We start from the raw sequence: 26,173 nt of genomic DNA on the forward strand, positions 1-26,173 counted from the left end.
ACAAGAGTGACTGAAATGGGTGCTTAACCTATTGACTACCTAACAACCTAACAGTTCGCTATAGGGCATCAGGCCTCCTCCAACGCACAGAGCAATGGGTGCTGATGGCTTCGGGAAAATTCATTCACCTGGGCCACTTTTGTCTCCGCCACATCCTTAGTGTAGACCCCACAAACGCCAACGCCACGGGTATGTACATTCAACATGATTTGGGTTGCTTTTTCACGATCCATCTTGAAAAACGACTCGAGCACCAGCACAACGAATTCCATAGGGGTGTAATCGTCATTTAGCAACAGGACCTTATACATAGGTGGCCGCTTGAGTTTCGGCTTGGAAGTCTCAACCGCCAGTCCGCCATCGTCATCATAAGGGTTTGCTTTATCCGTCATAGCCTAATTCTAGTAAAAAAAAAATGTACGTGAATAGCTTCCGCCGATAGAGAAAAGAGGAAATTTTATTCCCGACCTTGTACGCGTCAGCCTCTGATTATCGCCTATTTCCAGCCAAATTAATCCATCCCAACTACCTTGTTATTATCACGTAAAATGTACAAAGTTTGACCAAATGTTCCGAATCGCTATACTAATTAGATTGAGGGGGGTAGAAATTTAATTTATGATCGCCCTGGGATTTTTCTACCCGCTTCGCATTCGTAATCTGCATAACTCAATGGGCAGTAATTCAATAACAATAGCCCTACCGTTTGTGCTGAGACGAAACTAAGTCTGTACTGGAGTACTGGAGGAGTACGCGTTATGGCAACTGGCACTGTAAAATGGTTCAACAACGCTAAAGGCTATGGTTTTGTAACGCCGGATCAAGGTGAACAAGACATTTTCATCCACTTTTCTGCCATCAGCATGGATGGTTACAAGACCCTCAAAGAGGGCCAGAAAGTTCAGTTTGAACTGGAAGAAGGTCCCAAGGGCCTACATGCCGCCAATCTGCAGTCTATAGCAGAAGCTTAATATCTCTCGTTGTAGTCCCCGTACCGCCTGTTGCAATCCGGGTGGTGCGGGAGGCGCGGTTGCGCCCAGCTGTTTTTTCATACCCTTCTCCCCCAATGCCCCCCCCAGGCTTATCGCCTCCCTGCCGTACCCAATCGGTTATGAAGTGCCATGGCAAGCATCTCACTGGCTCCATTCGGCTTTAAACGCTCACCCTTTAAAAACCACCCAATAAAAAAGCCCGTGACACGTGGTGCCACAGGCTTGATTTACCCGCCAGACAGCGGCTTACATGTTGGCGATCATCGCGTCGCCAAATGCCGAGCAGCTCAGCAACGTTGAGCCTTCCATCAGACGTTCAAAGTCATAGGTTACCGTCTTCGCCTTGATTGCGCCAGACATCGCCTTGACTACCAGATCAGCCGCTTCAACCCAACCCATATGGCGCAGCATCATTTCGGCGGAGAGGATCAATGAACCGGGATTCACCTTATCCAGTCCGGCGTACTTGGGAGCGGTACCGTGGGTTGCCTCAAACATCGCCACGGTATCGGACAGGTTGGCGCCCGGAGCGATACCAATACCGCCCACCTGTGCAGCCAGCGCATCCGAGACATAATCGCCATTCAGGTTCAGCGTAGCAATGACATCGTACTCGGCGGGACGCAGCAATATTTGCTGCAAAAAAGCATCGGCAATGGAATCTTTTACGATGATTTCATTACCTGTTTTCGGATTCTTGAAACTGCACCAGGGACCACCGTCAATCTCGACGGCACCAAACTCCTCTTTGGCGATTTCGTAACCCCAATTCTTGAAGGCGCCTTCGGTAAATTTCATGATGTTACCCTTGTGTACCAGGGTAACGGAGCTGCGATCATTATCGATTGCATACTGCAACGCCTTGCGAACCAGGCGACGGGTACCATCGCGCGACACCGGCTTGATGCCGATGCCGGAGCACTCCGGGAAACGGATCTTGGTGACACCCATCTGGTCCTGTAGGAAGTTGATCACTTTCTTGACGTCATCGGTCCCCTCTTCCCACTCGATACCGGCATAGATATCTTCGGAATTCTCCCTGAAGATCACCATATCTGTCAGCTCCGGACGTTTCAGCGGGCTGGGAGTCCCTTCGTAATAACGGATCGGGCGCAGGCAGACAAACAGATCAAGGACCTGGCGCAGCGCGACATTCAAGGACCGCATACCACCGCCGACGGGTGTTGTCAGCGGGCCTTTGATGGAAACAGCAAATTCCTTAACGGCTTCATAGGTCTCTTCCGGCAACCAAGTATCGCCACCGTAAAGGTTATTAGCTTTTTCGCCGGCATAGATCTCCATCCAGGCAATACTGCGTTCGCCACCATATGCCTTTTCCACCGCTGCATCGATCACCTTTATCATCACCGGGGTGATGTCGATACCGATACCATCACCTTCAATGAAAGGGATAATCGGTCGATTGGGAACACTGAGGGAGAAATTGGAATTAACGGTAATCTTTTCGCCGTCAACCGGAACTTTAATCTTATCGTATGCCATGCGTGTTTCCATCGTTGTCCAAAAAAAATAATTCTAGCATCGGCCCTATGGTTAGGCGAAATTTTTTTTGTTTTTTTATAGGATACTCATACTATTTATTAACGAACTTACATTCCATGCGCAAAATACAGTCGCCACACCGAGGCTGGACACGGCAAAAGCTCTTGGCATGCTGCACAATCAGGGCATGATACTCGTTATAAATTGCTGCATCTGCGTCAAGCGCCGCTTCAAACCGGTCCTGTAATTGATCATAGGTCTCATTACCGGACACTAATCCAAATCTTGAAAAGATACGACGCGTGTAGGCATCGATAACAAAAACGTCACGTTCGAAGGCGTACAACAAGATGGCATCCGCCGTTTCGGGTCCGATCCCGTTCAAATTAAGGAGTCGGCGACGTAGATCCCCGGTCGACATCGTATGTAATTTTGCAAACCCCTCTTCATGAAGAAATCGACAAAGATTTTTCAGGCGTTTTGTCTTGATATTGAAGTAACCCGAGGGTCGCAGAAGTGGCGCCAATTGCTCTTCGGCGCAACTGGCCAGCTTATCCGCAGCCAGGAGATTCGCCGCCTTTAAATTATTGATCGCCAGTTCCACATTTCGCCAGGCGGTATTCTGGGTCAATATGGCGCCCACCATTACTTCGAACGGTGTATCGCCTGGCCACCAATGCTGGGAGCCATAGTGATGGAGTAGGATCCGATATATATGAACAAACGCTTGCTGCACGGAACGGACGGCGTCGACACTCACCGTTTGGGAGCGACTTTCTTCCTGGGCGATTTTCGCTTGCCGCTTTGGCTGCGCCTTTTTGGAGCCGGCTCCGGTACTGGACCGGTCGCAGACAACAGTTCACTCAGCTCCTGTTGAGTCAGCTCCCGATACCGTCCTGCCGCAACGCTACTATCCAGGAACAGGGGGCCGAAACGTACCCGTTTCAGCCTATTAACCTTGAGGTCGACCGACTCCCACAAGCGGCGTACCTCACGGTTGCGCCCCTCCATGATCACCACATGAAACCAGCGGTTACGCCCCTCTCCACCGGACTCCACAATATCCTCGAAGCGGGCAAACCCATCATCCAACTCAACACCGTTGACCAGTTGTTGTAGTTTGTCTTCTGTCACCTCGCCATTGACCCGCACCGCGTACTCACGTTCTATCTGCTGGGAGGGGTGCATCAGTTTATTGGCCAACTCACCATCGGTGGTAAATATCATCAAGCCACTGGTATTCAAATCCAGACGCCCGACAGCTATCCAGCGGCTGCCCACCAGTTTCGGCAACCGAGAAAATACCGTCGGCCGGCCACCAGGGTCGTCTCGTGTCACCAACTCCCCTTCCGGTTTGTTATAAAGGATGACTTGAGCCTCTTGCTTTTTAAGCCGCCACGCACCCACCTTGGTCCTGCCTATATAGATGGTATCTTCCGGCGTGACGCGATCACCCAGTTTTGCTGTCGCCCCATTGACCGAAACTTCACCCGCTTCGATCTGTCGTTCGATTTCCCTCCGAGACCCAAAACCGGCATTGGCCAACACCTTTTGAAGACGCTCGCCGGGTACCGCTGATAGCGGCTTATTCTTCATCTGTTTTCTCATTGATATCCGCTGGTTCGGTCGGTTGGAGAGGATCTGAATCCGCTACCGCTTCTTCTTCGTCCGCATGGATCGCAATCACCTCTGCAAGGTGATCTTCCGTTTCTTCCTCATCTTCAGTCCCTTCATTGTCAGACATCTCGACCAATACCGCGGCCGCCGACTCCGCCAAATTGCTCAGCGATTCATCCGTGGCCGCTTCACTGCCGGGTTCCGCCAGCTCCAACTCCCGGTTGATAGAATCCAGGTCACGGATCTGCTGCAGAGTGGGAAGTTCGTCCAGACTCTTCAAACCGAAATAATTGAGAAATTCGCGCGTTGTCGCATAGAGCGAGGGTTTTCCCGGTACATCACGCGTCCCCACAACGCGTACCCAGTCGCGCTCCAGCAGGGTTTTGACGATATTGCTGCTGACGCTGACACCGCGGATCTCTTCAATCTCACCACGGGTTATGGGCTGCCGATAAGCGATCAGCGCTAGCGTCTCCATCAAGGCTCTGGAGTAACGGGGAGCACGCTCTTCCCATAAACGGGAAACCCAGGGGGCAAACTCTTCCCGCACATTGATACGATATCCGCCGGCGACTTCGGCAATCTCGATACCGCGTCCGCTATACTCTCCACTCAGCGCGGCTATCGCCTCACGCAAGTCCTTTTTCTCCGGACGCTCCTCTTCCAGGAACAGTTCCAGCAAACGATCCAGGGTCAGGGGACCGCCTGCGGCCAACAAGGCCGCCTCTACTATCTGTTTCAGTTTTTCCATCATCGATATTTCAGCCAGTTCGATCTCTTTATAGGCACTGCCTGCTAATTTAACTACACAAGCGTTCTGATTGCGGGTGTACCCGGTTCATACCGGACGCCCCGTTTCGTCGCCCGAACGTCACGCCCGGAGGAGAAACAGGCAGCTCAAGCGATCACAACATCGGCGATCCGTTTGCCACCTGTCGGTACTATTGCTTCAATGTTCGGCCTGTGAAACAGCCTTGACATGGATCGGCCCAAAACTCTCCGCCTGAATCAGGTCGATCAAGGAGCCCTTGATCAGCTCCAGAACCGCAAGGAAGGTCACCACCACACCCAACCTACCCTCCGCGGGATCGAACAGTTCAGTAAATTCCGTGAAGCTCTCGGCGTTGATACGTTCCAGGATACCGGACATCTTCTCCCGTACCGAAAGCGCCTCCATCTGCACATGGTGATGGCTGAACATATCGACCCGGTGCATCACCTCCTTCAGGGCGAACAGGATTTCCCGCAGATCCACATCGGGCGGTCGGCGCTGAATAATCCGATCCGGCACGTCGGCTTCAGCCTGGAACAGGTCGCGTCCCAATCGGGGCAGATTGTCGATATCCTCGGCCGCCTGTTTGTAGCGCTCGTACTCCTGCAGCCTTCTAATCAGTTCCGCTCGCGGATCGCCTTCTTCATCTTCCAACTCCTCCTGTCTGGGTAGCAACATGCGGGATTTAATCTCCGCTAGCATCGCCGCCATCACCAGGTATTCGGCCGCCAGTTCCAGGCGGATATCCTTCATCAGATCGACATACTCCATGTACTGGGTAGTGATCTCGGCGATAGGTATATCCAGGATGTCCAGATTCTGCCGCTTAATCAGATAAAGCAGCAGATCAAGCGGACCTTCAAAGGCATCCAGGAATACCTCCAACGCATCGGGTGGGATATAGAGGTCTTTGGGGATGGTGGTCCAAGGTGCACCCTGCACTACAGCAAAAGGCATCTCTTCCTGTTCAGGATGCGGGTGCAGAGGCAGATTCAATTCCTTGTCAGGCATGGTATTCCCAGTCATTGTGACTTCAGCACGTCATAATACCCCGTTCCATACACGGCAAACATCTCCAGCCATCTGCAATAATGCGCACTAACGGTAATTCAGACACATGGCGTGACGCACTTCCGCCATGGTGGATTGCGCCATATCACGCGCCGCCTCACACCCTTCCGCGATAATGTTGCGCACCAGTTCCGGCTGTGCTTCAAACTCCCGTGCCCGCTCCTGGATCGGTTTCAGCTCCTGCAGGACGGCATCGATAACGGGCTGCTTGCACTCAACACAACCGATACCGGCGCTACGACACCCCTCCTGCACCCAAGCTTTAACCGCGTCATTGGAGTAGATGAGGTGAAACTCCCAAACGGGACAGCGGCCGGGATCTCCCGGATCGATACGACGTACCCGGTTGGTGTCGGTGGGCATGGTCCGTAGCGCTTTTTCAATCACTTCAGGATCATCTCTCAGGGCTATGGTATTCCCGTAGGATTTGGACATCTTCTGACCATCCAGCCCCGGCATTTTGGAGGCCTTGGTCAGCAATGGCTGGGGCTCCGGCAAAATCACCCGCCCGCTTCCTTCCAGATAACCAAACAGTCTGTCCCGATCGTTTACCGTGATATTCTGCTGACTATCCAGCAGCGCCCGGGCGGCATCCAGGGCCGCCTGATCGCCTTGCTCCTGATAGGATTTGCGATATCGACTGTAGAGCTTGGCATTCTTCTTACCCATCTTTTTGATGGCCTGCTCCGCCAAATCCTCAAACCCAGCCTCCCGACCATAGATATGGTTGAAGCGTCGCGCCACCTCCCGGGTCAACTCGACGTGAGCCACTTGGTCTTCACCCACCGGTACCAGACCCGCCTTGTAAATCAAGATATCCGCCGCCTGCAACAGGGGATAACCGAGAAAACCGTAGGTGGCCAGGTCTTTCTCTTTCAGCTTCTCCTGTTGATCCTTATAGCTGGGTACCCGCTCGAGCCAACCCAGTGGCGTAATCATGGAGAGTAACAGGTGCAGCTCCGCATGTTCCGGCACCTGGGATTGGATAAATATCTTGGCCTCGCCCTGATTAACACCGGCCGCCAGCCAGTCGATCACCATATCCGTGACACTTTCAGGAATGATGGTGGGATCCTCATAATGGGTCGTCAGGGCATGCCAGTCGGCCACAAAGAAGAAACACTCATATTCGTGCTGGAGTTCAACCCAGTTTTTCAAGACACCATGGTAGTGACCCAGATGAAGACGGCCCGTCGGTCGCATGCCGGAAAGCACACGCGCATGTTGCGCAGGAACAGAGTTCAAGTTTCTTACCTCAACTTAATGTTTTTATTACAAAATACTAACGAAAACGGTAGAACTAAAAGCACGCGGGAACTTCGTGAACCAGCGTAGCAAAGAGTTCAATGTAAACCCACTATCCAGGTACTGAAATTCTGCACCAGAAGAACACCGGGTTGCACAACGTTGCCTAGCAATCCGGAGAACAGGAGAGCCACGACGATCATCAAACCCCAGGGTTCCAATCGCGCATACTGCATCGCCAATCGGGGGGGCAACAGCGAAGCGACTACGCGCCCGCCATCCAACGGGAGAATAGGGATCAAATTCAAGACCATAAGAAAGGCATTAATGAGGATACCCGCCGACCCCATATAGACCATGGGTAGGGCGAACCAAGCGTAATTGTCGCCGAGTATGATTCCCAGATGGATCATGCCGGCCCAAAAAACAGCCATGATCAGGTTGGCACCGGGACCGGCAATGGCCACCAGGGCCATATCCCGCCGCGGCTGTCGGAGCCGTCGACCATCAACGGGTACAGGTTTAGCCCAACCGAACAAAAAACCGGTCAGCGCAAACATCGCCAAGGGGACCACGATGGTACCGATTGGATCGATATGCCGCAGGGGGTTCAAGGTAACTCGTCCCAACAGGCTGGCGGTCTGGTCGCCCAGCTTCTTTGCCATCCATCCATGGGCCGCCTCATGTACAGTGATGGCAAATAACACAGGGAGAAACAGTACAGCGAGCTTCTGAATTGTCGTTAATCCTTCCATCGGTCGATTATACCTGTCTCATCTCAAACGACACCCCTTCAGGTCTCAAATAGGCGGGTATCGCCCTTACCGGCACGCACCACCACCGGCGCATCATCTTCCATATCCACCACGGTGGTATCCTCAAATCCGCAGTAGCCGCCATCGATGACCAAGTCGACCTGATGGCTCAGGATGTCGCGCATCTCATAGGGATCGGTCATCGGCAGCTCATCGCCGGGAAGAATCAGCGTCGAGCTCATCAACGGCTCATCCAGCTCTGCCAGTAACGCCTGGGCAATGGCGTTATCCGGTACACGAATACCGATCGTTTTCTTCTTCGGGTGCTGCAATCGACGCGGAACCTGCTTGGTAGCCATATGGATAAAGGTATAGGGACCGGGTGTCAGGTTCTTCAACATGCGGTAATGGTGATTCTCTATCTTGGCATAGATGGCGATCTCCGAAAGATCGCGACACACCAGGGTAAAGTTGTGCTTGTCATCAAGCTTACGAATGGTACGAATACGCTCCATCGCCGCCTTGTCACCAATGTGGCAGCCGAGTGCGTAGCTGGAATCGGTGGGATAGATCACCACCCCACCCTGGCGAATAATGTCGACCGCACTACGAATCAACCGCAATTGCGGATTCTCAGGATGAATCTGGAAAAACTGTGCCATGGATTATGAATTGAACAAGTAGGAAGATAAGTTGAAAAATATCAGACCGCTGCCACCGCTTTTTCGGTAGACCAGCCACGCCAGATCGGAACGGCATTATCCGGTAACGGAGCAAGCTTGCCCAGATTGGCCCAGGGTGTCTCGGGTCCATGATAATCGGAACCGGCCGACGCCCGCAGCGAGAAATCACGTGAGTACTTCGCCATCGTAAACATTTCATCCTTGCTATGACTGCTCGACACCACTTCCAGGGCGACACCTCCCGCCTCCGTGAACTCTCCGATAAGGCGTCGCAGCTTGGTTCGGGTCATGTTGTATCGCGCAGGATGCGCGATGACGGCTTCCCCTCCGGCCCCCTGGATCCAATTTACCGCCCTGTCCAGTTCCGCCCACTCACCGGCCACATGCCCCGGTTTCCCCTGGGTCAGGTACTGCTTGAAGACCTTCCGCATATCAGGCGAGAATCCGTTATCGACTAAGAAACGGGCAAAATGGGTACGGCTGATCAGATGCCCATTCGAATACCGCTTGGCACCTTCATACGCATCGGCGATGCCGTGCTTGGCCAGACGCCGGCCAATCTCTTCGGCCCGCCAGCCGCGAAAAGTCCGCAACTCAGCGAGGCCAACCTGCAGGGTCGGATCCTGCGGATCAAAACCCAACCCCACAATATGCACCACCTGACCACCCCAGGTTACGGATATTTCCACGCCGCTAACCAGACAGAGTCGACTCCCCTCGGCTGCCACAGCCGCCTCACTGAGACCCTCAGTGGTATCGTGATCCGTCAGTGCCAGCACATCGACACCGGCCGACAAGGCATAGTCAACCAGGTCCCTGGGGGAGAGGGTCCCGTCAGAAGCCGTCGAGTGGGAATGGAGGTCGTAACTGAGATTCATCCGCACATTGTAACCCAAAGCCTTGCAGATTGATTCACTGCCGAGCGGACAATCAACGTGCCACCGGAGGTGGATCGATCTGCCGGCTTGCGGGTATATCACAAACTTGTGCTATCCTGCGAAGATCATCAGCTGGATGTTAACGCATAAAATCATGAAGTTTCTTAGCGATCTATTCCCCGTCATACTCTTTTTTATTGCCTATAAGATGTATGACTTCTATGTGGCAACCGCCGTCATTATCGTTGCCACCCTGGTCCAGGTCGGCTACAACTGGTTCAGGAACCACAAGGTGGAGAAGATGCACCTCATCACCTTGATACTGGTACTGCTGTTCGGTGGACTAACGCTGTATCTGAAGGACCCGATATTCCTCAAATGGAAACCAACCGTGGTTAACTGGTTGTTTGCTATCGTCTTTTTCGGCAGCCATTTTATCGGCAATAGACCACTGGTTGAACGCATGATGCGTAACAACGTCTCGCTACCCCAACCTGTCTGGAGCCGTCTCAATATCGCCTGGACCCTGTTCTTTATCGCCATGGGTGCCGCCAACCTATACGTTGCATTCAATTTCTCCGAAGATACCTGGGTCAACTTCAAACTCTTCGGCATGATGGGCATGACCATTTTATTCATCGTTTTTCAGGCCTTTTACCTGGCAAAGTTCATCACCGAATCCGAACAGAAAACTACACCTGAGGAGAGTTAAGTGTTCTACGCAATCATGGGTACAGACCGCGAAGACAGTCTGGAAGCACGCCTGCAGGCGCGTCCGGAGCATCTGGCGAGAATCAAACAGTTGCAGAATGAAGGCCGTTTGCTACTGGCCGGTCCGCATCCCGCTGTGGATAGTGACGATCCGGGACCTGCCGGTTTTAGCGGCAGCCTGATCGTGGCCGAATTTGCCAGTCTGGATGAGGCAAAGGCCTGGGCAGATGAAGATCCCTATACGGTAACCGGGGTCTTCGCCCAGATATCCGTCAAACCCTTCAAAAAAGTATTGCCCTGAGGTGACGGGAGGCGCTAACCGGATTAACCCCGCTTGACGCCCTCACCTACCCCATCTGCCTGACGCATGAGGGGTTGACTGATAAGCGCGGGATCTTCCAGATAGTCGTTGATGAAGGGGATCGAATCGAACCCCCAGAACACTTCATCATCCACAACAAAGCCGGGCACACCGAAGATACCCTCGGCAATCGCCTGCTCGGTATAGGTGATCAACTGCTGTTTCACAACCGCATCGCCAATCCGCTCTTCCGTTTCCCCAACCGACAAGCCAAACTCCTCCAGCAAAGCGGCCCACTGCGATGGGTTGTCGCTGCTTCGCCCTTCCGCCCAGACAAACCGGAACAGTCGATCGACAATGGCCGAATCGTCACCCAGGGAGATATTCAGACGTAGCAGCTTGAGTGGGTTGAAGGGATGGATAGGCGGGAATTTGAGCGGGATAGCGTTTCTGTTTGCCAGCCAGGCTATCTGCCGGTACGTGAACTTGCGCATCGGGACAATCTCAGCGGGTCCTCGGGTCTCCCACTTCTTCAAGAGACCGGCAAACAGTATCGGCTTGCGCACAATCTCTATGGTATTGGGAAACCGGTCCAACGCTTGACTGGCGAGATAGGCATAAGGAGATATAAAGTCGTAATACCAGGTGAGCCTCTTCTGCTGCGCCATATCCGCGAATGTTCCAAAAAGATCGATCAGCCGCCAGTCATGGACATAACACGCACCACCTGATCCGGGTTGGTGTTAAATTCATGCTTTTCCGGTTTGCGCTGAATCGCTGCCAGGATCTCTTCCTTTAGCTGCTCATCGGAGAGGCCGCGACGTAGCAAGGGCTTCAGCTCCAGCTTATCCTGCTGGCCAAGACAGAGATAAAGGGTACCCTCAGAAGAGAGCCGCACCCGATTGCAATCTTCACAGAAGTGCTGGGACATCGGGGTGATGAAGCCGAGCTTGATACGCTTGTCGACGATCTTGAAGTATTTGGCGGGTCCCGCTCCTTTCATGCGTGCGGGCTCCAGCTTAAAGCGCCGCTCCAGAATCTGCTTGACCTCATCCAGTGGCACATAGCGGTTGCGCGCCTCTTGCCCGGCCGCCCCGACCGGCATGGTTTCAATGAACCGCAGGGTAAACCGGTTTTCGATACAAAAATCCACCATCTCTCCCACTTCTGAGAGATTCAGGTCCCGCATCACCACCATATTGATCTTGATCGGATAGAGATCGACCCGTTTGGCCTCCATCAAACCCTCGATGACCTTATTCAAATCACCCTGGGTAATCTGATTGAATACCTCGGGATTGAGGGAGTCCAGGCTGACATTGATCCGGCCGATCCCGGTATCCTTGAGCATCCGGGCATGCTGGGCCAGATGTGACGCATTGGTACTCATGGAGAAGTCTTCGATATCCGGCAAGGCGGCAATTCCCCGCACCATTGCTTCGATATCCTTATGGATCAGGGGCTCTCCCCCTGTCAGACGTACCTTGCTGACACCCAACTCGCTGAACACCCGAATCAAGCGGATAAACTCATCCAGCTTTAACCGATCATCAACCTCGGTAAACCCTTTAAACCCCTTTGGTATACAGTAAAAACAGCGAAAATCGCAGCGATCGGTGACAGAGAGCCGCAGATATTCGATTTTCCGACCAAAACGATCAATCAGTGCATTCATGGTATAGAGTCCCAGCGGGTGAAATGCAATTGTTTCCTGTTACCGGTAAAAAAACAATAGCCCGTTGGTCTAACCCAACGAGCTACTGCTCCAGCCAGTCCGGGGGATTCGGGTTCCCGGATATCTGCCTACAACGGCGAACTTATCCTTCGCCGGGCAAATCCTCTGAGGGGTCGTAACCTTCCGGCAGGTGATGAGCGATCCCCTTGTGACAATCGATGCAGGTGTAACCCTTCTCAATGGCCTCATCGTGGGCATCGGCGCTACGACTCTCCTGCCGGCTGAAATCCATCGAATCAAAATTATGGCAATTGCGGCATTCGCGTGAGTCCGTATCCTTCATCGCCTTCCAGACATTCCTAGCCAACTCAAGTCGTTTAGCTTCGAATTTTTCCGGCGTATCAATGGTGCCCATCAGTTTGTGATAAACCTCATTACTCGCCTGAATTTTACGGACCACTTTATGCACCCAGTCTTTGGGCACATGACAATCCGGGCAGGTAGCCCGCACGCCGGTTCGATTGGTAAAGTGAATTGTATCCTGCAACTCTTGATAAACGTTCTCTTCCATCTCATGACAAGAGATACAGAACTGCTCATTATTGGTCGCTTCCATTGCCGTATTGAAGCCACCCCAAAGAATGATACCCAGCACAATACCGACTACCAACAAACCCGCAACGCCGCGTTTGGCACCTTTATTCATTTTACGTCCCCACTGACTTCGTTGTTATCTCTGTTCGCATCATACCGATGCCAGTTATCCAGGTAATTGCTTGTGATCAAAAACCACCTCCGATCCAATATATTATTGAATCGGAGGTGGGTTCAACATCCACTGCAAAACTTACTTCGCGCCTTCAAAGCTATTCGAAACTATCGGTTCTGCATTCAGCTGTGGTGCGTGACACTGATTACAGAAGTAGCGGCGTGTAGAGATGGTTTCCAAAACTTTTCCATCCCGTGCTACGTAGTGTGAATCACCTACTTTCGGTGCCTTTTTCTTTTCATAGGTCTTTTCAGAGTGACACTTCAGGCAAGTGTTGGTCTTCAGATTGATAGTCTCCTTGTCGATCTTATGTGGGATCACCGGTGGCTGAATCTTGTAGCTCCGTTCTACACCACCTTGAGTGACAACCTGTTTACGCATTGGACTCTTATCCGCTTCGGCGGCTATATCCTTATCACCGCGCAAAGAGGCGACTCCAGAGAAGGCTCCCCCGGTGAACATGAGTGTCACCACGGCAACCAGCAGGGTTACGATTACTTTTTTCATCTCGATCTCCATAAAGCTCTAAATCATGATATCCGGATATTTGACGGATCAAGTTATTCGGATTGAACAGCGTGCCGCTGCACTTCTCCATCAACCTGCTTTCCGGAAGCGTTCACCTTCAGGTTGTTAAAACGGGTACCAAACTGGAATACATCTTTTGCACAGACATCGATACAGCGACCACAATTTGTGCAATTTGCAGAGAGAATGACCGGCCCAATGCCTTTCTCCGCACCTTTCAAAGCGGGCTTGATCACCTGCTTCTCCGGGCAGACTACAAAGCAATCCATGCAGTCGTTACAGCTATCCCGCTCCGCTGCAACAATTCTGATCGCGCTCCTGGAACCCAGCAGGCTGTAAAACGCTCCCACCGGGCAGAGTCGTCCGCACCATCCGTTCTTGACAATGAACAGATCGAACAGGAAAACCCCCACAATCAGAATCCATGCCATGCCCATTCCAAACACAATGCCGCGAAACAGCATCGATACCGGATTGAACAACTCCCAGACTAGCGAGCCGGTTATCAGCGGCAGGATCAACGTCAATCCCAACACCCAATAACGCGTTGACTGCGCCATCTGCGAAGAGGCTTTAATACCGAGTTTTCGACGTAACCAGGCAGCGGCATCGGTCACCATGTTCACCGGGCATACCCAGGAGCAGTACACCCTTCCCCCCACCAGCAGATAGAAGGCAATCACGATGACCACGCCGATAATGGCCGACAACTCAGGCACCACACCCGACAATGCAGACTGCAACAGAACATGCGGGTCAGTTAGGGGTAACACATCCAGCGTCATACTAGCGGCCAGATTACCCTTCACTATCCACACCCCTGCCCACGGACCAAGCAAGAACAAAAACAATATCGACAACTGGCTTACACGACGAAGAATCAACCACTGATGGGCCTTTAACCAACCCTTGGCGGCAATGGCTTCTGCACCGATTAGCAACTTCTCAGCCATTATTGATTCTCCATTCCTCGGTTCAGCCTATCCAGCGGATTGGAGGGGAACGGCGTCGGCTGCTGCCCCTCGGGTTCCGTGATCAAGCCTTTACCTTGCAAGTCGTAGCGCACCCCTTCAGGTAGGTTGTAATGGTGCTCTACATCCGGTGTTACCAGCGACTTTCCTGCTTTCTCCTTCTCTTTCCATCCGAATCGATAATGTCTGCCCAGCTCTCCCTTCGCCAAATGGGTGGGGAAAACCTTGATGGCCGCCTCTTCGAGGATGCAGGCTTTTTCACAGAGTCCACAGCCAGTGCAGGCATCGGAATGCACAATCGGTAGAAACCGCGCATGCTTTCCTGAACGTACATTGTGCTCATACTCCAACGTGATCGCCTTACCCCGAATCGGACAGATATTGAAGCAGACTTCACAGCGCAGTCCCTGAAACGCGATACAGGTCTCCTGATCAACCAACACGGCAAGACCCATACGGGCATCGTTAATGTTGGTCAACCCATGGTCCAGGGCATTGGTTGGGCAAGCGACTACACAGGGGATGTCCTCACACATCTCACACGGATCCGTCCGCGCGTAAAAGTAAGGTGTGCCCGTAGCCACCTCATCCCCCAACTGCCCCAACGACAAAATGTCGTACGGACAATCCCGCACACAGAGTCCACACCGAATGCAGGCACCCAGAAAATCCTTTTCCAGCAGCGCCCCGGGTGGCCTGATTGCCATCGCCGGCAGCGACTCAGCCTGCTTTGCATAAAAGCCGAGCCCCATACCCATAAGGCCTACCCCACAAGCGGTCTTGAGCGTTTGACTCAAAAACTGCCGGCGGTTAATGCCTCTGCCTGTACCATCACCTGAATCTGACATCTCGTTACTGCTCTGTTATCGATCCGGTTTCCCATCATTCCAGTTTGCCGACTCAATCGGTTTTCACCGACTGAGCCGAGAACTACCCGTTACGCCTTGATCACCTTCACCGCACACTTCTTGTAGTCCGTCTCTTTGGACAGCGGATCGGTAGCATCCAGGGTTAACTTATTGACCAGGCGGCTCGCATCAAACCAGGGGATAAACACCAGCCCCTCGGGAGGACGATTGCGGCCGCGTGTCTCCACGCGAGCAAGCAGTTCGCCACGGCGGGTCTGCAGTTTGGCCATTTGACCATCACGCAGTTTCCGTTTCTTGGCGTCGTTCTTGTGCATAAATACGACGGCGTCGGGTACGGCACGATACAGTTCCGGTACACGACGGGTCATGGACCCGGAGTGCCAATGCTCAAGTACACGTCCGGTACAGAGCCAGAGATCAAACTCTTTATCCGGACTTTCGGCCGCCGGCTCATAAGGTGCGGTAATGATGTTAGCCCGACCGTCTGGCTTACCGTAGAACTTGACACCCTCACCCTTGGCTACATGTGGATCGTAACCTTCGCGGAAACGCCACAGTGTCTCCTTGCCGTTGAGCACGGGCCAACGAATACCACGCGCCTTGTGATAGTCATCAAACGGAGCCATTTCATGACCTTTCTTGATGATGTTGTCGGCTGAGTTGAACATCCGATACTCTTCAAACAGACCCTTTTGCGGATAGAAACCGAAGTCGGCCATCTCATCGTTGTCGTAAACGTTGCCTTGGCTGTCCTTCACTTCCTGAACCGGGAATTTATCGACCTGGCCATTGGTATAAAGTACGTCGAACAGCGTCTTGCCTTTATATTCAGGTGCTTTATCCAGAAGGTCTGCCGGCCATACCTCTTCCATCTTGAAGCGCTTGGCGAACTCCATCAACTGCCACAGATCTGACTTCGCATCACCCGGTGCCTTAACCTGTTGACGCCAGAACTGGGTACGCCGCTCGGCATTTCCATAGGCGCCCTCTTTTTCTGCCCACATGGCTGTCGGCAGGATAAGATCAGCAGCCATCGCCGATACGGTGGGATAGGGATCGGAGACCGTGATGAAGTTGGCGGGATTACGCCATCCCGGATAGGACTCTTCATTCAGGTTGGCCGCCGCCTGCATGTTGTTGTTACACATCACCCAGAAGGTGTTCAGCTTGCTGTCTTTCAGCATGCGATGCATCAGAACCGCATGGAAGCCCACCTTGCCGTTAATGGTCCCCTCCGGCAGTTTCCACACTTGCTCAGCAAACTTGCGATGGGCCGGATTGGCCACCACCAGATCCGCCGGTAGACGGTGGCAGAACGTGCCCACTTCACGTGCCGTACCGCAAGCGGAAGGCTGTCCGGTGAGTGAGAACGGGCTATTGCCCGGCTCGGAAATTTTGCCCATCAACAGGTGGATGTTATAAACCAGACCATTGATCCAGACACCACGGGTGTGCTGGTTCATGCCCATAGTCCAGTAAGAGGATACCTTTTTGTTAGGATCGGCATAGAGTTTGGCCAACTGCTCCAGATTCTTAGCCGGCACGCCGGATATTTCAGATGCCTTCTCTAGCGTATAGGGTGCAACCGAGGCGGCATACTCTTCGAAACTGATCTTCGACAGTTTGCCTTTAGCGGCGTTCTTAGCCGCCTTCTCAAGCGGGTGATCCGGACGTAAACCATAGCCGATATCCGTCGGGGTCTTGGTGAAGTTGACGTGTTTATCGAGGAATTCCTGGTTATAAGCTTTGTTCTGGATAATGTAGTTGGCAATATAATTGGCGATCGCCAGATCCGACTGCGGATGGAATACCATGCCGTTATCCGCCAACTCGAAGCAACGATGCTCATAGGTGGAGAGCACATGCACTTCGCAACCCGGCTTGGTCAGACGGGTATCCGTCAAACGTGACCAGAGGATCGGGTGCATCTCCGCCATATTGGCGCCCCACAGCACGAATGCATCGGCATGTTCCAGGTCATCGTAGCAACCCATCGGCTCATCAATACCGAAAGCGCGCATGAACGCACCCACAGCGGAAGCCATACAGTGACGGGCATTTGGATCCAGGTTGTTGGAGCGGAAACCGGCCTTCATCAGTTTGGAGGCGGCGAAGCCTTCCCACACTGTCCACTGACCGGAGCCGAACATACCTACCGAGGAGGTCATTTTATCGACCGGTTTACCGGCATTTTTCTCCATATCCTTCTTCAGTGCGACCTTCCAGTGCTCAGCCATCACATCGAAGGCTTCGTCCCAGGAAACCGGCTCAAACTTACCATCTTTCGCAAACTTTCCGCCTTTTTTACGCAACAGCGGTTGAGTCAGCCTATCCTCTCCGTAGAGGATCTTTGGCAGGAAGTAACCTTTGATACAGTTAAGACCCTTGTTGACGGGTGCATCCGGGTCGCCCTGGCTGGCAACCATCTTGCCACCCTTGGTTCCGACCAGAACAGAACAGCCGGTACCGCAGAAGCGGCAGGCTATTTTATCCCAACGAATACCGTCGGCATCCACGCCGTCGGCGGTTCCGGCATTGGCCACCTGGATGGCTGGCAGTGTCACACCCGCTGCCACGGCTGCTGCTGCAGCCGCATTGCTCTTTACAAAGTCACGCCTGGTTAGTTTCACTTCATTACCTCCTTATCAGCAGGTTCGTCCCCGCAATAGTGATAAATCATCACCGTATTAATTACACCGGTTACATCATTGAATTTGGCCATGGTGTCCGCCAAAGCGTCATCGCCTTCCCCTTCCAGGGTGACGATCAGCTTTCCGGCCTCAACTCCACCATGTACTTCGACGCCTTCGAACTCTTCTAAACGTGCCTGCACGACACCAGCCACCTCAGGCTTGGCATGTACAATGGCGCTGCATATATTCATTGTCGTTATTCACTCCTTAATTTACGCGGCTTGATCGCGCGGATCGTTTATTGAACAAAGGGTTACTGCGCGTATGGGGCAAACGGCAAAACAGGCGCCGCAGCCCGTACATGAATCGGAATCCAGCAGAGGCTTGGCCACCCCACCGACTTCCAGTTGAAATCGTATCGCTCGCTCATCACATGCCTCGGCGCAGGATCGGCAGATCACGGCGTTAAGCGAAAGGCAGGTAGATTGGATCAAGGCGAGTATCTTCCAGGGCGGCTCATTGGAGGCATCGTCGCGGACCAGCGCCCCATCCGGGCAAGCGGTCAGGCACGCTTCACAGAAATCACAACCGCCACGGGTAAAATCCATTTGCGGAAGTTTGCCGCGACCGACAACGATCAATTTGTCAGGACAGGCGCTGATGCAATCACCACAACCGCTACAGCGATCGACAAACTCCACCTCCGTCAGCGCCCAGGGAGGTCGAAAGAGAGACCTTTCCCCGGTAACATTCCCACTTAATAGCTGTGCACGACTGACGTTGTGTTCCATAAGCCCAAGCTTGAGAAAATAATCACCTACTCAATTAAAGGGCTTTATAGACCCGCCCCCCTTGACCATCGTTGACCTAGGTCAAGTTTTTTCTGAGCCCTCCGGTATTGTTGACCCATGTCAACAAATCCCCTGCATGAGGAAATAAAATATTTTAATCCCCATCAAAATATGCCTTCGATAGTCAGGCCGGCTGTGCGAAAATCAGCCGCCTGTTTTACCTGATGAAATACCGATATGACCGATCCGCAACCAACCGATTCCGCAACACGCCACACACCGTTGCACCCCCCGCTTCCTGTTCAACAAGACGAACGTATCCAGTGGGGCCAGCTCTATGGAATCAGTGACGCACTGGCTATCGCCAGCGCAGCCAAGGCGTTCTCCGGGGTCACAATGGTGGTTGCCGATGATGCACAAAAGGCAGCAAAGCTGGAGGATGGGTTACGATTTTTTCTTACCGACCAAACCATTCCTGTCTTTGCCTTCCCGGACTGGGAAACGCTGCCGTACGATATTTTCTCTCCGTTACCTGAACTGGTTTCCCAACGACTCCTGACGCTCTATCGCCTGGATAAGATGAAGCAGGCGGTATTGATCGTTCCCGTCAGCACCCTGCTGCAACGCCTGCCACCGAAAAATTATCTGCAGGCCAATACATTGATGTTGAAACCGGGCGATACCCTGTCGCTGGAGAGCATGCGTCGTCAGTTTGAACAGTCCGGTTATCTGTGCGTCTCGCAGGTGGTGGAGCATGGGCAGTTCACCATACGAGGTTCGTTGCTGGATATCTTCCCGATGGGCAGCCACACCCCATTCCGCATCGATCTTTTCGATGAGGAAGTGGAAAGCATTCGAACCTTTGACCCTGAAAGCCAACGTACGCTGGATCGTGTTAACGCCATCGAGATGCTGCCGGCGCGGGAATATCCCCTGGACGAGGCCGGTATCACCCACTTTCGCCAAGCTTACCGCAACAGTTTTGAAGGGGATCCCCAACGCAGCCTCATATATAGAGAGGTATCGAACGGCAACGCACCGGGTGGACTGGAATACTATCTGCCGCTTTTCTTTGAGCAGACAGCAACGCTGTTTGATTTTCTTCCGGATCAGTTACTGACTATTCGCACCACCGAAACCCCGGACTGGGCCGAGCAGTTTCTGCAACAGGTTCAGACCCGTTATGAGCAGCGGCGCTACGACCCGGAACGCCCGTTACTCGCCCCGGAACAGCTTTATCTGGACAGCGAACATCTGCAGGCAAATCTGAATCGGGGCCTGTCGATCTGCATCCAATCCAATGAAATAGCAGCACGCCAGAAGGGATACCGTGACTTCTTCAATTTCGCCACACGTCCTGCCGAGCCATTGAGTTTCCAGGCAAGGGCAGAACGCCCCGCCGCTGCACTGCATGCCTTCATCGCCCGTTCACCAGGGCGGATCCTGTTTATTGCAGAGAGTGCGGGACGCCGGGAAATGCTGAAAGAGACGCTAGCCAGCTACGATATCCGACCCAAGCACGCGCAAAGCTGGCAAGCATTTCTCGACGACGACCACCCAGTGATGCTGGCTGTCGCCCCGCTGGAGCAGGGAATCTGGCTGGATCAGGCCGGCCTGGTCATCATCACGGAGAGCCAGTTGTTAGGCGAGCGGGTTCGCCAGGACCGACGCCGAAAGGCCAAGCAGCGTGACTCGGATCAGATCGTTCGAAATCTGACCGAATTGAATATCGGCGCGCCGGTCGTGCACGAGGATCACGGTGTGGGTCGCTATCTTGGGCTACAGGTCATTGAAGTGGCTGGAATGAGCACTGAATTCCTCACCTTGGAGTATGCGCGCGGCGACAAACTCTATGTTCCGGTGTCATCCCTGCACCTGATCAGCCGGTATGCCGGTGCAACACCGGAAACGGCGCCGCTGCACCGTCTCGGCGGTGATCAGTGGGAACGCGTCAAACGCAAAGCGGCTGAAAAGGCACGCGATGTGGCGGCGGAGCTGCTGGAGATCTATGCGCGCCGCGCCGCCCACCAGGGCTACGCCTTTCCACCACCCGGAGAGGAGTATGAGGCCTTTGCCGCCTCATTTGAATTCGAGGAGACACCCGATCAATTGCAAGCCATCGAATCGGTGATAACGGACATGACTTCACCCCAGCCCATGGACCGGGTGGTATGTGGTGATGTGGGATTCGGCAAAACAGAGGTCGCCATGCGGGCGGCCTTCATGGCGGTCCAGGGGGGCAAACAGGTGGCGGTGCTGGTTCCCACCACCCTGCTCGCCCAGCAACATTTCGAGAATTTTTCGGATCGTTTTGCCGATTGGCCGGTTAAAGTCGAAAGCCTGTCCCGTTTCCGTACGGCGAAGCAGCAAAAAGTGATCATGGATGGTCTGGCAGCCGGCACGGTAGACATCGTGGTCGGCACCCACAAACTGCTGCAGGAGAGCATTCAGTATAAAAATCTCGGATTAGTGGTCATTGATGAGGAACATCGCTTTGGTGTGCGACACAAGGAGCGACTCAAGTCACTCCGTAGCGAAGTGGATATGTTGACACTCACCGCCACGCCCATACCCCGAACGCTGAACATGGCGATGTCGGGCATGCGCGATCTGTCGATCATCGCCACACCGCCCGCCGCGCGCCACCCGATCAAGACCTTTACCAGCCAATGGAACGATGCCCTGATCATTGAAGCCTGTCAGCGTGAGATCAAGCGCGGCGGTCAGGTCTATTTTCTGCACAACGAAGTCAGCACCATCGAAAACACCGCCAATAAACTGGAGAAACTGCTGCCCGGCACCCGCGTTCAGGTGGCTCACGGGCAGATGCGCGAGCGCCAGTTGGAAGAGATCATGCGTGATTTCTATCACCAACGCTTCAATATCCTGGTCTGCACCACCATTATCGAGAGTGGTATCGACGTTCCCAGCGCTAATACCATGATCATCAACCGGGCCGATAAATTGGGACTGGCACAACTGCATCAACTGCGCGGTCGGGTTGGACGCTCCCACCACCGGGCCTATGCCTATCTGCTCACTCCGCCGCCCGCAACACTTACATCTGACGCGAAGAAGCGGCTGGAAGCAATTGAATCACTTGAGGATTTAGGAGCTGGGTTCACCCTGGCCACTCACGATCTCGAGATCCGCGGCGCCGGTGAACTGCTGGGAGAGGGACAGAGCGGTCAGATACACGAAGTGGGATTCAGCCTCTACAGCGAACTGCTGGAACGTGCCGTTAAGGCGCTGAAAGCGGGAGAACATCCCGATCTCGATCGCCCGCTGGATCACGGAGCTGAAATAGACCTGCAACTCCCGGCCCTGCTGCCGGAAGATTATCTACCCGATGTGCATTCTCGCCTGGTGCTCTATAAACGGATCGCCAGCGCCGGCTCCGACGACGAGCTGAGAGAGTTGCAGGTGGAGATGATCGACCGTTTCGGTCTGCTCCCGGAACCGGCCAAGAACCTATTCGGCATCACCAGTCTGAAATTGAAGGCGAACCCGCTGGGTATTCGTAAAATCGAAGCGGGTCCTGTCGGCGGCCGCATCCTGTTCGATGGTCAACCGAAGATCGACCCGGGACAGATCATCCGACTGATTCAAACTCGCCCCAAAGAGTACAAATTGGACGGCGGCGAAAAGCTGCGCTTCTTCAAGGACCTCAGCGACCCACAACGGCGCATCGATCAAGTGGGGGCTATTTTGGACGAGGTCTGCGGATAGCGACCAAATACCCTCGAAGAGGCCATAGACGTCACAGTTGTAAAATGCCGGACTGCCGGCAATCAATTACCTCTATACATTTTTTCCTGTGAAAGGGACAATCTACGGCTGTTGAGAATCAATCGTTCATCCGCAAGTACACAATTTATGAAACTGGCCCGATTTGTTACAACACTGCTCATGCTCTCTGTCCTGACCACCTTTGTTCAGGCCGCGGAGGAGGCGCCCTGGTATGACGTTGAGCTGATCCTGTTCAAGCAGGGCGACCCCACCGCCGATCTCTCGGAAAATTGGCCCGAGGACCCGGGCAGCCCCGATTGGTCAAATGCGGTATCACTCAATCCAACACCGGCAGAAGAGCCGCTTCCACCCTACACCCTGCTGCCTCAATCATCCTGGAGACTGAATGCGGAATTCAATGCTCTGCGACGAAGCCGCGGCGAATTGGAACCCTTATTTCACCAGGCCTGGCGACAGCAGGTCGCCAGCAACACGGCGGCGGATGCCATCTATCTAGGACCGGATCTGCACCACCGTGACGATACCCCCCCCGCCCCATTCGAAGGCCTGATCAAGATCAATGTAAACCGCTACCTGCATGTAGCGCTGGATCTGTTATTGCGTGGCGCCAACAGCAATCTGCCCCCTGCCCCGTTCGATGCATTCAGCAGTCCGACCCAGGGCAGCATCCGCTTCCAAGGTACCCGGCGCATGCGCAGCGGTGAACTGCACTATATCGACCATCCGAAAATGGGTGCACTGATCCTGATCAGCCGCGTTGAGCTGCCGGAACCTGAGCCTGAGCCGCAAACGGTTCCCGATACGACGCCACAGACCGGGACCACCGCTCCCCCCGCAACCGACAGAACGCCACCTTCGGCAACAGACGAACAGACGCCTAAGCCTGCGGCAAACTGAGCCAAAGGCTAAGCAAACAGCGATATGAGCGGCTATTTCCTCCCTATTGGTTTACTGCTTGCCTTTTTCATCGCCTGGGTCTCCCCGGAGCCGGGGACGGCACTCCAGCATCAGGGGTTAATCCCCTGGATGGTGGTCACCATCTTCCTGGTCAACGGATACCAGACGGTGCTGAGTCAGATACCGACATCGGGAAAACTCTGGTCCACCGGCCTGATCGCTATCCTGATCAACCTGCTGATCAGCCCGTTTTTGGGTCTGGCAACCGCTTCGCTATTGGCGCTCCCCGCCGGCGCCGCCATTGGCCTGATTATCATCGCGACCGTTCCGTCGACTCTCTCCTCCGGCATCGTTATCACTCAACTTGCCAATGGCGACGGGCTCAAGGCGCTGTTTCTGACCATCCTGTTGAACCTGTTAGGCGTCTTTACCATTCCGTTCCTACTGCCGCTGGTATTGGAAAATGTGGGCAATCTGGAACTCTCCCCCTGGCCGCTGCTGAAACAGTTGATGATAATGATCTTGCTCCCCTTTGCCGTCGGAATGCTGGGCCGCCGAATCATCCAGCTCTCACCCCGGCACTGGTTGGTCCGCTACCTACCTTCCAGTTGCGTAATCCTCACAGTCTGGATGTTGGTCTCGGCTTCCAGCAGTACCCTCAAAGAGATCAGCCTGGTATTGATCGGCAGTATAATTATTGCCGCACTGCTACTACACGGGGCACTATTGCTGCTCTGTCTTGGATCACGTCGTCTGAACCAACCAGATCGCGAAGAATGGATCGCACTACTGTTCACGGCATCACAAAAAACATTGCCCGTGGCAGTCGGTGTATTGGCGGCACTCAATCAGCCAATAGGTGTGGCGCTGGTCGCATGCATCCTATTCCATTTCCTACAATTGCTGATCGATTCCATGCTGGCGGTGCGGTTAGCCAAGTCTGCTGCCGGGCTCGATTCTGTGTCATGATTAGCCCTAAGAATCATGACCCACATCCCAATGAAATGAATCAGCCTGGAACTCCCTTGCCGGGGGCGCTGTCCGAGCTTTACAGATGCTAATGCCCACCGGGCTCACACCATCCGAAGGATTATCGATGAAACCCATTAGAATTCACCTACTCACGCTGACCCTGCTCCTGAGCACACCGCTGCTTCACGCCGCCCCCGATGTCTTACTTAGCGAAAGCAGTGTCGTTGGCACCGTCAGCGGGAAGGACGTGCTGCTGTCGGATATCGAGAACCAAAAGATCAACGAATTGCGTATCCAATTGCATGACGCCCTACAAGAGGCATTCATTCAACATGCGGTTGGCCAATTGACCAGTGATTCGTCGGCGTACCAGTTACCCGCCCCGGTTGTGATCAACGATGACCAGATCGAAAGCTTTTATATGAAAAACAATCTACAGGGTCGCGGTTCTCTGGAGAAATTGGGACCTATGATCCGGGAGTACATGGAGGGGATGGCAAAGGCCCGGGGCCAAATCCAACTCTACCAGCGTGCCACCCTCCAGGGGGACGTCACCTCGAGGTTGGTCAAACCGAAAGAGATGTTGCTGAAATTGTCTGTGGACAGTGCCTATATTCGGGGTAACGACAAGGCCCAAGTGATGGTCATGGAGTTCTCGGATTTTCAATGCCCGTTCTGCAAACGGGCCCAGGCCACGGTCAAGCAACTAATCGAACAGTACGGTGATCAAGTCGCTTTCGGCTATCGCCACTTCCCGTTGGCATTCCACAAAGAAGCAGATGATGCCGCGATTGCCGTCGAATGCGCCCGGGATCAGGGAGGCTTCGAAGCAATGCATGATATTTTATTCAGTCAACCTGACAATCTTTCACGTACGGCACTGAAGGCGGTTGCCAAACGGGTCAAGCTGAAAGACCTGGAGCAGTTCGACAACTGCCTGGATAAAGATACCTATGCCGACCGCGTGGCCAACGACATGGCAGCCGGACAATCGGTCGGCATCACCGGGACACCCGGTTTTATTGTCGGTTTTCACAATCCGGATAACGGTACGCTGGAAGGCGAGCTGATATCCGGTGCCCAACCCGCCAACGTCTTTGTTAGCGCCATCGAAAAATATCTGAAAGGTCGTTAAACACCGATCCGCTCTTTGTATCGGCCACAATCCAAGATGCCCGGTTAACAACCGGGCATCTTGGTATTTAGTGTCCATAAACTACCGTATCGATTTACTCCGCCTTCTTGAGCGCAGTATTTTCACGCTCCAATTCATCGATTCTTGTTTCAAACCGCTTACAGATCTTGGATACCTCTTCCATGGGAACCATGGCAGGGATGTGCCTGGGACAGTTGACATCCCACGCCTTTAACGTGAACAGGATCACCTGCTCCACATCGGCGGGGTAACTTTTTACCAAAAGACGATTACTGAGTGCCGGATCGTTCTCCACCACGCCTGCCGTGCCCCACATCTCCACGCGACGGCTGCGGGCATAATCCATAAGGAAAAGGAAAGCGCGGGGATTCACCTCAAGGTTACAGGTGGTCACGTATTGCCGGCTGCCCCTGAAATCTGCAAAACCCAGGGTCTGGGAGTCCAACACTTGCAAAAAGCCGGCGCCCCGCCCCGATGCTGTACATAAGGCTGGCCATCCGCCGTGGCCGTCGCCAGATAGCATGTCCTGACTTATGAAATGAATTCAGCCAGGCTGGGTGTGATGGTTGTGGCCCAACCTCCCTCCGCCTCCTGCTCAAGAAATTCTACACGCGAACCCTTGCGTTTCTGCTCC

General features: G+C 53.6%; 28 protein-coding genes. 7 read left to right on the forward strand and 21 right to left on the reverse strand.

Annotation, left to right across the window (positions count from 1 at the left end):
• Positions 1 to 68 precede the first annotated feature (68 nt).
• The gene (gene clpS, locus ACQY5R_RS04250) at positions 69 to 392 is read right to left on the reverse strand and encodes an ATP-dependent Clp protease adapter ClpS (protein ID WP_428604912.1); all 324 of its coding nucleotides are present in this window, start codon (positions 390 to 392) and stop codon (positions 69 to 71) included.
• Positions 393 to 758: 366 nt separating this feature from the next.
• On the opposite strand from clpS, the gene cspD reads away from it, so the two are divergent.
• The gene (gene cspD, locus ACQY5R_RS04255; RefSeq protein ID WP_029134353.1) at positions 759 to 971 is read left to right on the forward strand and encodes a cold shock domain-containing protein CspD; all 213 of its coding nucleotides are present in this window, start codon (positions 759 to 761) and stop codon (positions 969 to 971) included.
• Positions 972 to 1,238: 267 nt separating this feature from the next.
• Here cspD and icd read toward each other — a convergent pair whose 3' ends face one another.
• From icd to ACQY5R_RS04300, 9 genes are all read right to left on the reverse strand, one after another.
• Positions 1,239 to 2,495, reverse strand: a complete 1,257-nt coding sequence (icd, locus tag ACQY5R_RS04260) for an NADP-dependent isocitrate dehydrogenase (RefSeq protein ID WP_428604915.1) — start codon at positions 2,493 to 2,495, stop codon at positions 1,239 to 1,241.
• Between the two features lie 91 nt (positions 2,496 to 2,586).
• Positions 2,587 to 3,126 carry an endonuclease III domain-containing protein gene (locus ACQY5R_RS04265; protein WP_428604918.1) on the reverse strand — a complete coding sequence of 180 codons (540 nt, stop codon included), beginning with the start codon at positions 3,124 to 3,126 and terminating at the stop codon, positions 2,587 to 2,589.
• A 125-nt stretch (positions 3,127 to 3,251) separates the two neighbouring features.
• Complete coding sequence (rluB, locus tag ACQY5R_RS04270) at positions 3,252 to 4,091, reverse strand: 23S rRNA pseudouridine(2605) synthase RluB (RefSeq protein WP_428604921.1); 840 nt, start codon at positions 4,089 to 4,091, stop codon at positions 3,252 to 3,254.
• Positions 4,081 to 4,866, reverse strand: coding sequence for an SMC-Scp complex subunit ScpB (gene scpB, locus ACQY5R_RS04275; RefSeq protein WP_428604924.1), 786 nt, complete (start codon positions 4,864 to 4,866; stop codon positions 4,081 to 4,083). Before scpB ends, rluB begins: the two co-directional genes overlap by 11 nt.
• A 195-nt stretch (positions 4,867 to 5,061) precedes the next feature.
• Complete coding sequence (locus ACQY5R_RS04280) at positions 5,062 to 5,895, reverse strand: segregation and condensation protein A (RefSeq protein WP_428604927.1); 834 nt, start codon at positions 5,893 to 5,895, stop codon at positions 5,062 to 5,064.
• Between the two features lie 87 nt (positions 5,896 to 5,982).
• Entirely contained in the window at positions 5,983 to 7,200 is a 1,218-nt protein-coding gene (locus ACQY5R_RS04285) for a tryptophan--tRNA ligase (protein WP_428604930.1), read from the reverse strand.
• 98 nt (positions 7,201 to 7,298) lie between these two features.
• Positions 7,299 to 7,955, reverse strand: a complete 657-nt coding sequence (locus tag ACQY5R_RS04290) for a site-2 protease family protein (protein ID WP_428604933.1) — start codon at positions 7,953 to 7,955, stop codon at positions 7,299 to 7,301.
• Positions 7,956 to 7,993: 38 nt separating this feature from the next.
• Positions 7,994 to 8,617 carry an L-threonylcarbamoyladenylate synthase gene (locus ACQY5R_RS04295; RefSeq protein ID WP_428604935.1) on the reverse strand — a complete coding sequence of 208 codons (624 nt, stop codon included), beginning with the start codon at positions 8,615 to 8,617 and terminating at the stop codon, positions 7,994 to 7,996.
• Between the two features lie 41 nt (positions 8,618 to 8,658).
• Positions 8,659 to 9,516, reverse strand: a complete 858-nt coding sequence (locus ACQY5R_RS04300) for a PHP domain-containing protein (RefSeq protein WP_428604938.1) — start codon at positions 9,514 to 9,516, stop codon at positions 8,659 to 8,661.
• Between the two features lie 154 nt (positions 9,517 to 9,670).
• On the opposite strand from ACQY5R_RS04300, the gene ACQY5R_RS04305 reads away from it, so the two are divergent.
• Entirely contained in the window at positions 9,671 to 10,228 is a 558-nt protein-coding gene (locus ACQY5R_RS04305) for a septation protein A (protein WP_428604941.1), read from the forward strand.
• Complete coding sequence (locus tag ACQY5R_RS04310) at positions 10,229 to 10,528, forward strand: YciI family protein (protein ID WP_428604944.1); 300 nt, start codon at positions 10,229 to 10,231, stop codon at positions 10,526 to 10,528.
• Between the two features lie 23 nt (positions 10,529 to 10,551).
• Here the strand turns inward: ACQY5R_RS04310 and ACQY5R_RS04315 are convergent, their stop codons facing one another.
• The 9 genes from ACQY5R_RS04315 to napF all read right to left on the reverse strand — a co-directional run bounded on the left by ACQY5R_RS04315 (position 10,552) and on the right by napF (position 18,764).
• The gene (locus ACQY5R_RS04315; RefSeq protein WP_428604947.1) at positions 10,552 to 11,196 is read right to left on the reverse strand and encodes a 2-hydroxychromene-2-carboxylate isomerase; all 645 of its coding nucleotides are present in this window, start codon (positions 11,194 to 11,196) and stop codon (positions 10,552 to 10,554) included.
• Between the two features lie 26 nt (positions 11,197 to 11,222).
• Positions 11,223 to 12,203 (reverse strand): GTP 3',8-cyclase MoaA, encoded by a 981-nt coding sequence (moaA, locus tag ACQY5R_RS04320; RefSeq protein WP_428604950.1) that lies wholly within the window; start codon positions 12,201 to 12,203, stop codon positions 11,223 to 11,225.
• A gap of 142 nt (positions 12,204 to 12,345) precedes the next feature.
• Complete coding sequence (locus ACQY5R_RS04325) at positions 12,346 to 12,909, reverse strand: NapC/NirT family cytochrome c (RefSeq protein ID WP_428604952.1); 564 nt, start codon at positions 12,907 to 12,909, stop codon at positions 12,346 to 12,348.
• A gap of 141 nt (positions 12,910 to 13,050) precedes the next feature.
• Entirely contained in the window at positions 13,051 to 13,479 is a 429-nt protein-coding gene (locus ACQY5R_RS04330; RefSeq protein ID WP_428604955.1) for a nitrate reductase cytochrome c-type subunit, read from the reverse strand.
• A 53-nt stretch (positions 13,480 to 13,532) separates the two neighbouring features.
• Complete coding sequence (gene napH, locus ACQY5R_RS04335; protein ID WP_428604958.1) at positions 13,533 to 14,453, reverse strand: quinol dehydrogenase ferredoxin subunit NapH; 921 nt, start codon at positions 14,451 to 14,453, stop codon at positions 13,533 to 13,535.
• Positions 14,453 to 15,319: a ferredoxin-type protein NapG gene (gene napG, locus ACQY5R_RS04340; protein ID WP_428604960.1), complete on the reverse strand. Its 867-nt coding sequence runs from the start codon at positions 15,317 to 15,319 to the stop codon at positions 14,453 to 14,455. The genes napH and napG overlap by 1 nt, the downstream gene beginning before the upstream one ends.
• A gap of 89 nt (positions 15,320 to 15,408) precedes the next feature.
• Positions 15,409 to 17,970: a nitrate reductase catalytic subunit NapA gene (napA, locus tag ACQY5R_RS04345; RefSeq protein WP_428604963.1), complete on the reverse strand. Its 2,562-nt coding sequence runs from the start codon at positions 17,968 to 17,970 to the stop codon at positions 15,409 to 15,411.
• Positions 17,967 to 18,224 (reverse strand): chaperone NapD, encoded by a 258-nt coding sequence (locus ACQY5R_RS04350; RefSeq protein WP_428604965.1) that lies wholly within the window; start codon positions 18,222 to 18,224, stop codon positions 17,967 to 17,969. The genes napA and ACQY5R_RS04350 overlap by 4 nt, the downstream gene beginning before the upstream one ends.
• Positions 18,225 to 18,245: 21 nt before the next feature.
• Positions 18,246 to 18,764 (reverse strand): ferredoxin-type protein NapF, encoded by a 519-nt coding sequence (gene napF, locus ACQY5R_RS04355; RefSeq protein ID WP_428604968.1) that lies wholly within the window; start codon positions 18,762 to 18,764, stop codon positions 18,246 to 18,248.
• A gap of 237 nt (positions 18,765 to 19,001) precedes the next feature.
• Here napF and mfd point away from each other — a divergent pair, with 237 nt between their 5' ends.
• The 4 genes from mfd (at position 19,002) to ACQY5R_RS04375 (ending at position 25,518) form a co-directional block, all read left to right on the forward strand.
• Positions 19,002 to 22,493, forward strand: coding sequence for a transcription-repair coupling factor (gene mfd / locus ACQY5R_RS04360; protein WP_428604970.1), 3,492 nt, complete (start codon positions 19,002 to 19,004; stop codon positions 22,491 to 22,493).
• A 147-nt stretch (positions 22,494 to 22,640) separates the two neighbouring features.
• Positions 22,641 to 23,411 carry a peptidoglycan binding protein CsiV gene (locus tag ACQY5R_RS04365; protein WP_428604972.1) on the forward strand — a complete coding sequence of 257 codons (771 nt, stop codon included), beginning with the start codon at positions 22,641 to 22,643 and terminating at the stop codon, positions 23,409 to 23,411.
• A gap of 24 nt (positions 23,412 to 23,435) precedes the next feature.
• On the forward strand, positions 23,436 to 24,380 hold the full coding sequence (locus ACQY5R_RS04370) for a bile acid:sodium symporter (protein WP_428604975.1): 945 nt from the start codon (positions 23,436 to 23,438) through the stop codon (positions 24,378 to 24,380).
• 127 nt (positions 24,381 to 24,507) lie between these two features.
• Complete coding sequence (locus ACQY5R_RS04375) at positions 24,508 to 25,518, forward strand: DsbA family protein (RefSeq protein ID WP_428604977.1); 1,011 nt, start codon at positions 24,508 to 24,510, stop codon at positions 25,516 to 25,518.
• Positions 25,519 to 25,612: 94 nt separating this feature from the next.
• On the opposite strand, the gene ACQY5R_RS04380 is transcribed toward ACQY5R_RS04375, so the two are convergent.
• Both ACQY5R_RS04380 and ACQY5R_RS04385 read right to left on the reverse strand, forming a co-directional pair.
• Entirely contained in the window at positions 25,613 to 25,987 is a 375-nt protein-coding gene (locus ACQY5R_RS04380; protein WP_428604979.1) for a hypothetical protein, read from the reverse strand.
• Positions 25,930 to 26,055, reverse strand: a complete 126-nt coding sequence (locus ACQY5R_RS04385; RefSeq protein WP_428604990.1) for a hypothetical protein — start codon at positions 26,053 to 26,055, stop codon at positions 25,930 to 25,932. The genes ACQY5R_RS04380 and ACQY5R_RS04385 overlap by 58 nt, the downstream gene beginning before the upstream one ends.
• Positions 26,056 to 26,173: the final 118 nt, after the last annotated feature.

This window comes from Sedimenticola sp. (genome assembly GCF_050289425.1).
GTDB lineage: Bacteria > Pseudomonadota > Gammaproteobacteria > Chromatiales > Chromatiaceae > Sedimenticola.